This is a genomic window from Streptococcus sp. 339 (genome assembly GCF_013277285.1).
Taxonomy (GTDB): Bacteria; Bacillota; Bacilli; order Lactobacillales; family Streptococcaceae; genus Streptococcus; species Streptococcus pseudopneumoniae.
Map to the genome: position 1 here is coordinate 1 of NZ_VMMR01000097.1, position 12,679 is coordinate 12,679.

At 40.4% G+C, this 12,679-nt stretch carries 13 protein-coding genes, 1 pseudogene and 3 riboswitches; of the genes and pseudogenes, 13 read left to right on the forward strand and 1 reads right to left on the reverse strand.

Going from position 1 to position 12,679, the window contains the following annotated elements; genetic code table 11:
• Nucleotides 1–108: 108 nt before the first annotated feature.
• The 13 genes and pseudogenes from HT736_RS10140 to thiE (HT736_RS10205) all read left to right on the forward strand — a co-directional run bounded on the left by HT736_RS10140 (nucleotide 109) and on the right by thiE (HT736_RS10205) (nucleotide 11,469).
• Nucleotides 109–315 carry a transposase gene (locus HT736_RS10140; protein WP_031223067.1) on the forward strand — a complete coding sequence of 69 codons (207 nt, stop codon included), beginning with the start codon at nucleotides 109–111 and terminating at the stop codon, nucleotides 313–315.
• Nucleotides 302–1,246 (forward strand): annotated as a pseudogene (locus tag HT736_RS10145) (transposase). Before HT736_RS10140 ends, HT736_RS10145 begins: the two are co-directional and overlap by 14 nt.
• A 641-nt stretch (nucleotides 1,247–1,887) precedes the next feature.
• Complete coding sequence (gene lctO, locus HT736_RS10155) at nucleotides 1,888–3,024, forward strand: L-lactate oxidase (RefSeq protein ID WP_000120708.1); 1,137 nt, start codon at nucleotides 1,888–1,890, stop codon at nucleotides 3,022–3,024.
• Nucleotides 3,025–3,172: 148 nt separating this feature from the next.
• Nucleotides 3,173–3,261: riboswitch (TPP riboswitch) on the forward strand.
• 215 nt (nucleotides 3,262–3,476) lie between these two features.
• Nucleotides 3,477–4,145 carry a TenA family protein gene (locus HT736_RS10160; RefSeq protein WP_023941460.1) on the forward strand — a complete coding sequence of 223 codons (669 nt, stop codon included), beginning with the start codon at nucleotides 3,477–3,479 and terminating at the stop codon, nucleotides 4,143–4,145.
• A gap of 292 nt (nucleotides 4,146–4,437) precedes the next feature.
• A complete protein-coding gene (gene thiM / locus HT736_RS10165; protein WP_050262178.1) occupies nucleotides 4,438–5,220 on the forward strand; it encodes a hydroxyethylthiazole kinase in 783 nt (260 codons plus the stop codon).
• A gap of 1 nt (nucleotide 5,221) precedes the next feature.
• A complete protein-coding gene (thiE, locus tag HT736_RS10170) occupies nucleotides 5,222–5,851 on the forward strand; it encodes a thiamine phosphate synthase (protein ID WP_172931007.1) in 630 nt (209 codons plus the stop codon).
• 115 nt (nucleotides 5,852–5,966) lie between these two features.
• Nucleotides 5,967–6,055: riboswitch (TPP riboswitch) on the forward strand.
• A 157-nt stretch (nucleotides 6,056–6,212) separates the two neighbouring features.
• Nucleotides 6,213–6,773, forward strand: a complete 561-nt coding sequence (locus HT736_RS10175; RefSeq protein ID WP_172931008.1) for an ECF transporter S component — start codon at nucleotides 6,213–6,215, stop codon at nucleotides 6,771–6,773.
• Complete coding sequence (locus HT736_RS10180) at nucleotides 6,774–8,159, forward strand: ABC transporter ATP-binding protein (RefSeq protein WP_172931009.1); 1,386 nt, start codon at nucleotides 6,774–6,776, stop codon at nucleotides 8,157–8,159.
• Nucleotide 8,160: 1 nt separating this feature from the next.
• Entirely contained in the window at nucleotides 8,161–8,811 is a 651-nt protein-coding gene (locus tag HT736_RS10185) for a cobalt ABC transporter permease (protein ID WP_172931010.1), read from the forward strand.
• Between the two features lie 10 nt (nucleotides 8,812–8,821).
• Entirely contained in the window at nucleotides 8,822–9,511 is a 690-nt protein-coding gene (gene tenA / locus HT736_RS10190) for a thiaminase II (protein WP_172931011.1), read from the forward strand.
• A gap of 5 nt (nucleotides 9,512–9,516) precedes the next feature.
• Nucleotides 9,517–10,041, forward strand: a complete 525-nt coding sequence (gene thiW / locus HT736_RS10195) for an energy coupling factor transporter S component ThiW (protein WP_054386266.1) — start codon at nucleotides 9,517–9,519, stop codon at nucleotides 10,039–10,041.
• On the forward strand, nucleotides 10,041–10,844 hold the full coding sequence (locus HT736_RS10200) for a hydroxyethylthiazole kinase (protein WP_138705137.1): 804 nt from the start codon (nucleotides 10,041–10,043) through the stop codon (nucleotides 10,842–10,844). The genes thiW and HT736_RS10200 overlap by 1 nt, the downstream gene beginning before the upstream one ends.
• Nucleotides 10,837–11,469 carry a thiamine phosphate synthase gene (gene thiE, locus HT736_RS10205; RefSeq protein WP_054388068.1) on the forward strand — a complete coding sequence of 211 codons (633 nt, stop codon included), beginning with the start codon at nucleotides 10,837–10,839 and terminating at the stop codon, nucleotides 11,467–11,469. The genes HT736_RS10200 and thiE (HT736_RS10205) overlap by 8 nt, the downstream gene beginning before the upstream one ends.
• A 205-nt stretch (nucleotides 11,470–11,674) precedes the next feature.
• On the opposite strand, the gene thiD is transcribed toward thiE (HT736_RS10205), so the two are convergent.
• Nucleotides 11,675–12,466, reverse strand: coding sequence for a bifunctional hydroxymethylpyrimidine kinase/phosphomethylpyrimidine kinase (gene thiD / locus HT736_RS10210; RefSeq protein ID WP_050262174.1), 792 nt, complete (start codon nucleotides 12,464–12,466; stop codon nucleotides 11,675–11,677).
• 83 nt (nucleotides 12,467–12,549) lie between these two features.
• Nucleotides 12,550–12,647: riboswitch (TPP riboswitch) on the reverse strand.
• Nucleotides 12,648–12,679 lie beyond the last annotated feature (32 nt).

Below are 12,679 nucleotides of genomic sequence, written 5' to 3' on the forward strand. Positions count from 1 at the left end.
GGGCTTTTCTATCACTCCCCAAATAAATTCATCAGAAAGTCGTGATTTCTATTGAAATGAGGACTTTCTTTTTAGTATAATAAAGTTAGAAAATAGAGAGGGAAGATGATGAAAGACTTATTAAAACTCATTCAACAACAGAGTGCTACAATTGATAGTCTCACCAATGAACTTACCCTTCTGCGTGAACAAGTGGCTTATCTAACGCAAAAGCTCTATGGAAAATCCTCTGAGAAAAGTGTTTGTCCATCTGGACAAGTCAGCCTTTTTGAGGAGGAAGTTTCATCTGATGAAGATGGAGATGTTCCCAGTTGAAAGAGAAGAAATCACCTATAAACGTAAGAAAGCTAAAGGGAAACGTCAAGCTCTTCTTGCCCAATTTGATTCAGAAGAAGTTCATCATCGCTTAGAGGACTGCATTTGCCCTGACTGTCAGGGAGAGCTAAAAGAGATTGGAGCGAGTCTTCAAGGCCAAGAATTAGTCTTTATTCCTGCGCAATTAAAACGCATAGATCATATCCAACACTCTTACAAATGCCAAGCATGCAGTGAGAAAAATCCGAGTGATAAAATTGTGAAAGCTCCTATTCCTAAAGCCCCTTTGGCGCATAGCCTTGGCTCAGCTTCTATTATCGCTCATACCATCCATCAGAAGTTTAATCTGAAGGTCCCCAATTATCGCCAAGAAGAAGATTGGGCTAGGATGGGTTTACCAATCACACGTAAGGAAATCTCTAATTGGCATATCAAGGCGAGTCAATATTATTTAGAGTCCCTTTATAAGCTTTTACGAGAAAAGTTGTTAGAACAAGCTCTTCTTCATGCGGATGAAACCTCTTATCGGGTCTTAGAAAGTGATAGCCATCTGACCTACTATTGGACTTTTTTGTCAGGAAAATCAGAGAAACAAGGGATTAGGCTTTACCACCATGATCAGCGTCGAAGTGGTTCAGTAGTACAAGAATTCCTAGGAGACTATTCTGGCTATGTGCATTGTGACATGTTGCGGCAGTAACTTAGGACTTTAGTCCTCTAGTTCTGCCTATGCGATAGCAGTCCAAGGTTTAGGAGCAAGGCGACGCTAAGCTTGGTAAACTGCGAACCGCTAGAAGCTTATCGTCAACTGGAAGAAGCTGAACTTGTTGGATGTTGGGCGCATGTGAGAAGGAAATTTTTTGAAGCAACCCCCAAACTAGCAGACTCTCGTAAACAAAGAGGTTTTAGAGGCTTGTTTACCATGGAATAAAGTTGTACAAGAAAAGTGCAAATAAGAAATCTCCAGATTAGGAACTATCCGTGAGTTCTCTAGTCTGGAGATTTTTCAATATACTTCGTTATTGGGCGGTTACAGTTGAAATAGTACACTTTGATTTCTAAGACATTGTTAGAAATTGGTTTAAATTCCCTAATCAATTTGCGCATGTTTTATTTCATTTTACGATAGTACGTTGAAACTTTTCAAAAAGTACTAGAAATTGACTTGAATCCCCCAATTGATTTGTTCAGATTCACTATAAATAAAAAATTAATAAGTGGGATAGGAAGTTAGCGTCAACTAGGATAGTATCTTGCTTAAACACAGTATATATGGGACTGATATAAGTCCATAGGCCCTATTAGAGGATGTTCTGGTGTCTTATTTACTTGTTTTTATAGCATTAGTAGATAGAATCAGCAAATAAAAAAGTAGTTCAAATGCCTGGCAGCAAAAAATCTCAACGATTCACTTAATATAGACTAAAGTTTAGAGTTTAAGGAAAGTAGGGCTAATATATTGTATGAAAAATAAGATTGTTTTTAAGCAAAACTCTTGAAAATGATTGAAAAAAGAGTTATTATAGATGTATAGTAAAAAGCAAACGCTTACTTAATCAAGGAGGACAGTTTATGTCATACAAAACAAGCAATGCAGAAGGGCATGTAGATTTCATTAATACCTATGATTTGGAGCCAATGGCGCAACAAGTGATCCCTAAAGCAGCATTTGGCTATATTGCTAGTGGGGCAGAAGATACTTTCACTTTAAGAGAGAATATCCGTGCCTTTAACCACAAACTCATCGTTCCACATACGCTTTGCGATGTTGAAAATCCAAGTACAGAGATTGAATTTGCAGGTGAAAAACTATCCTCACCAATCATTATGGCGCCTGTTGCGGCTCATAAATTAGCGAATGAACAGGGTGAAGTGGCGACTGCGCGTGGTGTGCATGAGTTCGGTTCTCTTTATACAACCAGTTCTTACTCTACTGTTGACCTTCCAGAGATTTCTGAAGCCCTTCAAGGGACACCTCATTGGTTCCAATTTTACTTTAGTAAGGATGACGGTATCAACCGCCACATCATGGACCGTGTGAAGGCTGAAGGTTATAAAGCGATTGTCTTGACGGCAGATGCTACTGTAGGGGGCAATCGTGAGGTGGATAAGCGTAATGGTTTTGTCTTTCCAGTTGGTATGCCGATTGTTGAAGAATACCTACCAGAAGGTGCTGGTAAATCAATGGACTTTGTTTACAAATCAGCTAAACAGCGCTTGTCTCCACGCGATGTAGAATTTATCGCTGAATACTCAGGACTTCCTGTCTATGTCAAGGGACCACAATGCCGTGAGGACGTTGAGCGTTCACTTGCTGCGGGAGCTTCTGGTATCTGGGTAACCAACCACGGTGGTCGTCAAATCGACGGTGGACCAGCCGCTTTTGACTCGCTTCAAGAAGTGGCAGAAGCAGTTGATAGACGTGTGCCAATTGTCTTTGACTCTGGTGTTCGTCGTGGTCAACACGTCTTTAAAGCCTTGGCTTCAGGAGCAGACTTGGTAGCTATTGGTCGCCCTGCTATTTATGGTTTGGCTCTTGGTGGTAGTGTTGGTGTGCGTCAAGTCTTTGAACACTTGAATGCGGAATTGAAGACAGTTATGCAATTGTCTGGAACTCAGACCATTGAAGATGTCAAACACTTCAAACTTCGTCACAACCCATACAACCCAACCTTCCCAGTTGACCCTCGTGACTTAAAATTGTATTGATAAAAGAGATTGCCTCCACTGAATGTGGAGGTTTTTCTTCGTGTATTGGAAGAATAAATCGCTATAAAAAACTATATAAAGATATTTTTCGGTCAAATATCTTGCTAGGGCTTTCAATTTCTGTTATAATGGTCTAGTAATTAAATAATAAAGACATTTGGGGTGCTTTAGGCTGAGATGATACCCATTGAACCTGATACAGTTAAGACTGGCGAAGGGAAATGTGAACAGTTTTTTTCGTATGGTGAAATGAACGGTCTAATCTTGTAAGTCAACTCTAATTCTTGATTGTAATTGGAGTTTTTTGTTTATATAAACTGGATAGGCTTGTTTAGGTAGCTCTCTGTAAATGCCCTCGATGTGCTTTAAAAGGATCAAGTGGAATTACGATTTTACTTGGTATTTCTTGGTGTTTTATTAATTACTAACAAGTAAAGAGAGGAGAAGTAAATATGGAAACACAGGTTTATGCATTTCAGCCAGGTTTGACTGTTGGAGAATTATTAAAAAGCAGTCAGAAGGATTGGCAGGCTGCAATCAATCATCGTTTTGTTAAGGAACTTTTTGCAGGGACAATTGAGAATAAGGCCTTAAAAGACTACCTGATTCAAGATTATCACTTCTTTGATGCCTTTTTATCCATGTTGGGTTCCTGCGTAGCCCACGCAGACCAGCTTGAATCCAAGCTTCGTTTTGCCAAACAACTAGGCTTTCTTGAAGCAGATGAAGATGGCTATTTCCAAAAGGCTTTCAAAGAGTTAAACGTATCTGAGAATGACTATCTAGAAGTGAGCTTGCACCCTGTAACAAAAGCCTTTCAGAATCTAATGTACTCGGCAGTGGCTTCATCAGACTATGCCCATCTTTTGGTCATGCTGGTCATTGCAGAAGGACTCTATTTAGACTGGGGTTCTAAAGCTTTGGCTCTTCCTGAAGCCTATATTCATTCGGAATGGATCAATCTCCACAGAGGTCCTTTCTTTGCAGAGTGGGTTCAATTTCTGGTTGACGAACTCAATCGTGTCGGAAAAGGTCGAGAAGATTTGACAGAGCTTCAGCAACGCTGGAATCAAGCGGTCGCTTTAGAATTAGCCTTTTTTGATATTGGTTATGATGCCTAGAGAAGGCTCATGATATTTACAAATTTGATGAGTTAATACTCTTCGAAAATCTCTTCAAACCACGTCAGCTTCACCTTGCCGTAGGTATGGTGTTCTATCTGCAACCTCAAAAAAGTGTTTTGAGCTGACTTCNNCAAAGCAGTGCTTTGAGCAACCTGCGGTTAGCTTCCTAGTTTGTTCTTTGATTTTCATTGAGTATAAATCATTCAATGTAACTGAAAAATTTCTTAACGAAAGATAGAGATAAACCGAAATCAGTAGATCGTATAAAGTGAAAAGGAAGGAATTCAATATGACAAGTTTAAAATTATTAAAAGAAAAAGCACCATTGGTCATTTGCATCACCAATGATGTGGTAAAAAATTTCACAGCAAATGGATTAGTAGCACTAGGTGCATCACCAGCTATGAGCGAGTACCCAGCAGACTTAGAAGATCTATTAAAATATGCTGGAGGATTATTGATTAACATTGGGACTTTAACGGATGATAATTGGAAATTATACCAAGCTGCTCTGAAAATTGCAGAGAAATATAATGTCCCAGCAGTTTTAGATCCTGTAGCCTGTGGAGCAGGAGAATATAGAAAAAAAGTAGCAGATGATTTAATCAACAATTACAAACTAGCTGCGATTAGGGGGAATGCTGGAGAGATTGCTTCTTTAGTAGGTATAAATGTGGCATCTAAAGGAGTAGATAGTGCTGGTGTGGATAATATTGATGAGATTGCTCTAGCAGCCAACGCTAAGTTTCATATTCCAATAGTAGTGACTGGAGAAGTTGATGCCATTGCTGTTAATGGAGAAGTGGTAACGATTCATAATGGTAGTGCCATGATGCCAAAAGTCATTGGGACAGGATGTTTATTAGGGGCAGTGGTAGCAAGCTTTATCGGACTAGAAAAAGGTCAAGAATTGAAATCATTAGAAACAGCAATGTTGGTTTACAATATCGCTGGAGAAATGGCAGAAAAACGTCCAAATGGACATCTTCCTGGAACATTTAAAGTTGAATTTATGAATGCCTTATACGAGATTTCAGATGAAGATGTAAAGGAATTCAAAAGAGTCAAGTAAAATGTTTCATAAAGAATTACTAAAACTATATTTTATTTGTGGAACGGCTACTTGCCAAGGAAAAGATCTATATAGAGTCGTTGAGGAAGCCTTAAAAGGTGGTATAACCTTATTTCAATTTCGTGAAAAAGGTGAGGGAGCCTTAGAAGGTAAAGAAAAAGTCGAAGTAGCAATTAAACTACAGGATCTTTGTAAAAAATATAATGTTCCATTTATCGTTAATGATGATATCGATTTGGCAATGAAAATTGACGCTGATGGCGTACATGTAGGTCAAGATGATATTGGTGTTGATGAAATTAGAAAATTGATGCCAGATAAAATAATTGGTCTTTCTATAAAGAACGAGAAAGAATTTCAACAGTCAAAAGTTGAATATGTAGATTATGTTGGTGTTGGTCCTGTATTTGATACCCAGTCAAAAGATGATGCTGGTGGCGCTATAGGTTATGAAGGTCTTAAATTGATGAGAAAACTATTGCCACAAATGCCCTTAGTTGCAATTGGTGGGATACAGACGCAACATATTAAAGACATTATGAAGACTAATATGGATGGTGTTTCAATCATTTCAGCAATATCGTATGCAAAAAATATAGAAAAAACTGTTCGGGAAATGAGTGAACAATAGGTATCTATCTAACCCAAGAAAGATCTGCTGTCTTTGAGAGTGCAAGGCTGTATTTCCAGTTCAATTTCTTGAACTAGTATAAAATGTGTGTTATAATAATCACATAATTAAATAATAAAGACATTTGGGGTGCTTTAGGCTGAGATGATACCCATTGAACCTGATACAGTTAATACTGGCGAAGGGAAATGTGAAATGTTTTTTTCGTATGTCGAAAAGAACGGTCTAATCTTGTAAGCTGAACTCTAATTCCTATCTGTAATTAGAGTTTTTTCTTTTACGAAACTGGATGAAGATGATACAAAGTATTTAGTTCGGTCTTCTTGAGTGCCCCACTTTTCTTTAAAAAAAGGAGTTTTTTATGTTGAAAAAATGGCAGTTAAAAGATGTTATCTTGCTTGCTTTCTTGTCTATCTTTTTTGGTGGGGTTTTCGTTGGTTCAGGATATGTGTATAATATTCTCAGCCTACTCTTAACACCTCTTGGTTTACAGGCTTTTGCCAATGAAATCCTCTTTGGACTCTGGTGTATGGCTGCACCCATTGCTGCCATTTTTGTTCCAAGAGTGGGAAGCGCAACGATTGGAGAAGTGCTAGCTGCGCTTGCTGAAGTCCTTTATGGTAGCCAATTCGGTCTAGGTGCCCTTTTGTCTGGCTTGGTTCAAGGTTTGGGAAGTGAACTTGGTTTTATCGTAACCAAGAATCGCTATGAAAGTTGGCTCTCTCTAACTGCTAATAGTATTGGGATTACGCTTGTTAGCTTTATCTATGAATACATTAAGTTAGGTTACTACGCCTTTTCACTTCCGTTTGTCCTTTCCTTGCTTGTGGTACGTTTTATTTCTGTTTATTTCTTCTGTACCATTTTGGTTCGTGCCATTGTCAAACTCTATCATCAGTTTGCAACTGGAGGAAAGGCATAGATGGGTCTGGAATTACGGGAGATTCAGTCCCCAATTTTTTCGGAACCGATTGATTTTACTTTTCATGATCAAGCCTTTACCTTGTTAGTTGGGAGCAGTGGTTCTGGAAAATCGAGTCTCTTTCAAATGATTGCCCAAGTCAGTTCTCTTCCCTATAGAGGTCAAGTACTGATAGATGGGAGCGAGGTCAGTCAGCTTTCTATCATCGAACGTGTCCAGACGGTTGGTATTCTCTTTCAAAATCCCAATCATCAATTTACCATGGAGAACTTGTTTGAGGAGCTGGTTTTTACCTTGGAAAATATCGGTCATCCTGTTCAAGAGATTGATTCTAAAATAGCAGGGGTGGTCCAGCAATGTCGCTGCAAGGCAATCTTGCACCGTCCCATTCATCACTTATCAGGTGGGGAAAAGCAAAAGGCTGCCTTGGCTGTTCTCTTTGCCATGAATCCTAGGGTCTATCTCTTGGATGAGCCCTTTGCTTCCATTGATCGCAAGAGTAGGATAGAAATCTTGGAGATTCTAAAAGAGTTGGTCTCTAATGGGAAGACAGTCATCCTGTGCGACCATGATTTAACGGACTATGAAGCCTATATCGACCATATGGTGGGGCTAAGAGATGGCCAACTAAGGGAAGTGTTTCAAATCCCCACCTCTGAGATGACACAGGTTGCTTCAAAGAAAGTTGGTTCTAGCTCAGAACTATTCCATATGGATCGAATGACTTGTGAGCTGGATAAGCGCTCCCTCTTTTCGATTGCGGATTTTACATTTTACCAAGGAATTTCCTGTATTTTGGGTGATAATGGTGTTGGGAAATCAACCCTCTTTCGCTCCATTCTTCAATTTCAAAAGTATAAGGGACGCATTACCTGGAAGGGGACAGTCCTGAAAAAGAAAAAGAGTTTGTACCGTGACCTGACGGGTGTTGTTCAGGAAGCTGAGAAACAGTTTATCAGAGCCAGTCTGCGAGAGGAACTTCAATTAGATGGACCTGATTCTGAAAGAAATCAGCGTATTCTTCAAGCCTTACGATATTTTGATCTGGAGCAGTCACTCGATAAGAGTCCCTATCAATTAAGTGGTGGCCAGCAAAAGATTCTTCAGCTCTTGACCATCTTGACTAGTAAGGCTTCCGTGATTTTGCTAGATGAACCTTTTGCAGGTTTGGATGATAGAGCCTGCCATTATTTCTGTCAGTGGATTGTGGAGGAGAGGAATCAAGGAAGAAGTTTTTTGATCATTAGCCATCGTTTAGATCCTTTGATCTCTGTGGTTGATTATTGGATTGAGATGACTAGTCAGGGTCTCAGTCATGTGAAAGAAGTGACCATTGCCAAACCACTCACATCTCAGAGTAGCAATACTCAAGGGGAGGTGAGATAGTGTGGTCAAAGTAGCAACCCAGACACCAATTATCAGTCTCTTCTTGCTGATCTTATCCTTGGAAACATCTTTCATTCCTTCGATTGCTCTGAATCTTTCGGTAGTCGCATTTTGTATTCTCTTTATGCTCTATTACCGTCGATTTAAAATGTTAGCTTGGATGATCATACTTGCCATTTTACCATCTTTTGCCAACTACTGGGCAGTTCAGTTACACGGAGATGCTTCACAGGCAGTCATGCTTGGAACGAGGGCCTTTGTGACCGTTTGTATTGGCCTTGTCTTTATTTCTTCTATTTCCCTAAAAGAGCTTCTCTTGTACTTGGCTCAAAAGGGGCTATCACGGTCATGGGCCTATGCCTTGATTGTGGTATTCAATTCCTTTCCCCTTATCCAGAAAGAAATCAAATCCCTCAAAGAAGCTTGCCTATTACGCGGTCAAGAACTACATTTTTGGTCGCCCTTGATTTACAGTAAGGTTCTGATGACGGTCTTTAGGTGGCGCCATCTTTACCTGAGAGCTCTATCGGCGCATGGATATGACGAACATGCACAGGTGGAGAATCGCTATCGGACTTTTTATATTCCTCAAAGGACAATATTTATCTACCTGTTTTTCTTTTTATTACTTCAAACCAGTCTATTTTTATAAAGGAGTTATTATGGAATTTACAGATATTGCGATGGAATTATCAAAGGAAGCTTGGCAGGCTTCCTTTCATCACCCCTTTGTATTACAGTTACAAGAGGGAAATTTAGACCCTGCCATTTTCCGCTATTACCTGATTCAGGATGCCTACTATCTGAAGGCCTTCTCAGAAGCCTATCACCTCTTGGCTGATAAGACTTCAAACCAAGAGATGAAAAGACTCTTGAAACAAAATGCTCAGAGTCTAGTGGAGGGTGAGTTATTTATCCGCCAACAATTTTTCAAGGAATTGGAAATCAGCGATCAGGAAATGGAGCAACATCCAATCGCTCCAACCTGTTATCATTACATTTCTCATATTTATCGGCAATTTGCAGAGCCAAACTTGGGCATTGCTTTTGCGAGCTTGCTGCCTTGTCCTTGGCTATATCATGATATAGGCAAATCACTTAATCTTAAACCATCACCAAATCCTCTCTACCAACAATGGATTGAAACTTATATTACGGATGAGTTAGAGCAGCAGATCAGAGAGGAGGGAGCATTGGTCAATCAGCTCTATCGCGAAAGTGATGATACAGACAAGCAAAAAATGTTAGATGCCTTCCACATCAGTGTTCATATGGAAGCCAAGTTTTGGGAAATGGCCTACCAACACCAGACATGGAAGAGCGATTTACAGTCTTTAGAAAAAGGAGAATAATAAACATGAGAAAGCACCAATTACAAGTTCACAAATTAACCATTTTATCTATGATGATTGCCCTTGATGTAGTCCTTACACCTATCTTTCGGATTGAGGGAATGGCACCGATGTCCAGTGTAGTCAATATTCTAGCAGGAATCATGATGGGACCTGTTTATGCCTTGGCTATGGCTACAGTGACAGCTTTTATCCGTATGACAACTCAAGGGATTCCACCTTTAGCTCTTACAGGAGCAACTTTTGGAGCCCTCCTGGCAGGTCTCTTTTATAAGTATGGTCGAAAATTTTACTTTTCTGCCTTGGGAGAAATTGTGGGAACAGGTATTATTGGTTCTATTGTTTCCTATCCTGTTATGGTACTCTTTACAGGATCGGCTGCTAAGCTTAGCTGGTTTATCTACACTCCTCGATTTTTCGGAGCAACCTTGATTGGTACAGCGATTTCCTTTATTGCTTTTCGATTTTTAATCAAGCAGGAATTCTTTAAAAAAGTGCAGGGATATTTCTTTGGTGAAAGGATAGAATGATGCAGGAATTGATAAATCCTTTTCCTCTGGGAACGAGTTCTCTTATTCACTGTATGACCAATGAGATTTCTTGTGAGATGCTGGCAAATGGGATTTTGGCTCTGGGATGCAAACCTGTCATGGCAGATGATCCCCGTGAGGTTCTTGATTTTACTAAGCAAAGTCAGGCTCTCTTCATCAATTTGGGGCATTTGTCAGCTGAGAAGGAAAAAGCAATCCGTTTGGCAGCTTCTTATGCAGCTCAAGTTTCTCTCCCAATGGTAGTAGATGCGGTTGGCGTAACAGCTTCATCCATTCGTAAGAGCTTAATTAAAGACCTTTTAGATTATAGACCTACGGTCCTTAAAGGAAATATGTCGGAAATCCGAAGTCTTGTTGGCTTAAAACATCACGGCGTTGGGGTCGATGCGAGTGCTAAAGATCAAGAAACGGAGGATTTGCTTCAAGTCTTGAAAGACTGGTGTCAGACCTATCCTGGTATGTCATTCTTAGTCACAGGTCCCAAGGACCTCATCGTTTCGAAGAATCAGGTCGCTGTACTGGGAAATGGCTGTGCAGAATTAGACTGGATAACAGGGACAGGAGACTTGGTTGGAGCCTTGACAGCCGTTTTTCTCAGCCAAGGAAAAACTGGTTTTGAAGCTTCTTGCCTAGCAGTCTCTTATCTCAATATCGCTGCTGAGAGAATAGTTGTTCAAGGAATGGGATTGGAAGAATTTCGTTACCGAGTACTCAATCAGCTTTCGCTTCTAAGGAGAGATAAAAACTGGTTAGATGCCATCAAAGGAGAGGTTTATGAATAGAGAAGCACTTAGACTATATCTGGTAACCAATCGCTATCAAGATTCCGTGGAAAGCTTTCTTGCAAAAGTTGAGACTGCCTGCCGTTCAGGGGTTACCATAGTCCAATTGCGAGAAAAAAATCTCACAACCAATCAATATTATCAGCTGGCAAAACAAGTCAAGGAAATAACAGATGCTTATCAGGTACCCTTGATAATCGATGATCGGTTGGATGTTTGTCTTGCGGTTGATGCAGCAGGTCTGCATATCGGAGATGATGAATTACCCGTTTCGGTTGCCCGACAAGTCTTGGGACCTGATAAAATCCTAGGTGTCACCGCTAAAACGGTTAAAAGAGCTCTGGAAGCAGAAACATCAGGTGCAGATTACTTGGGGACAGGAGCCATTTTCCCAACTACCACCAAGGAAAATGCACCTATCACCCTGATTTCAACCTTGAAAACAATTTGTCAAACGGTCGCCATTCCAGTAGTTGCTATTGGCGGCTTGACATCAGAGAATATTGATCAGCTTATGGGCACGGGTATAGCTGGTGTAGCTGTAGTGCGTGATTTGATGCAAGCAGAAGATATTGAGGCAAAAACGCAAGCCTTTTTAACAAAGTTGCATGACATTATTTCCTAACTAATACTCAATGAAAATCAAAGAGCAAACTAGAAAGCTAGCCGCAGCTTGCCCCAAGCCCTGCCTTGAGGTTTTAGATAAGACTGACGAAGTCAGCTCAAAACAGTGTTTTGAGGTTGCAGATGGAAGCTGACGTAGTTTGAAGAGATTTTCGAAGAGTATAAAAACTCTCTAATTCCCTTAAAGTGGGAACTAGAGAGTTTTTTTAATCTTTAAAGCTTGTATGGTTGACTGGGCCAGAACCATGACCGAGTTGAGGGGCGTCTTGGATGGCTTTTGTGATAAAGGCCTTGGCCTTATCAACTGCCTGGTAAAGGCTCTTGCCCTTGGCTAGTTCAGCCGTAATCACTGCAGCAAAGGTACATCCAGTACCATGGGTGTGACAGGTTTGAATTCGTGGGCTTTCCCAGACAAATTGATCATCCTTGGTAAAGAGGAAATCCTTGGCACCGCCTTCGAGATGCCCGCCTTTAATAACAACGGACTGAGGACCAAATTCTTTTAAAATCAGGCGACCAGCACGCTGCATGTCTTCGGGGTCATGGATTGAAAAACCAACAATCTCTTCTGTCTCAGGAAGATTTGGCGTAATAATAGTTGCTAGAGGTAGTAAGTTTGTTTTGAGATAGTCTCTAGCAACTGAGTCGATCAAGGCATCTCCGCTAGTCGCTACCATAACTGGATCTAAAACATAGGGACAATCCAGCTTTTTAAGATAGGGCTGGATGATTTCCATGATTTCGGTAGTTGCCAACATCCCAGTTTTTACAGCCTGAGGTGGAATATCAGAAAAGACACTGTCCAATTGGGCTTTCAACATTTGAGGAGAAACGTGCTCGATCAATTGAACACCTCTGGTATTTTGAGCGACAAGACTGGTTACAACAGCCATTCCATAGACATCTCTAGCTTGGAACGACTTTAAGTCAGCCATAATGCCAGCACCACCACTAGGGTCAGTACCTGCAATGGTCAAAGCAACGGGTAAATAAGTCATCTAAAACCTCCCAACCAACTGAAGTTTGTATTCTTAAGAACAAGCTAATCTGTTTCAGGAAGGCAATAGAAGACTGCTAGTCCCCATTATCATTTCCACTTCCATCAGCTAGCATTACCTAGATTGAGTCAAAGGGTCTAACAGTCGTTAATCTCAGCTTTACGCACCCCTAGTAGTTGTTTTCTTTTTTCTTTAGTATAGCATATTTTTATT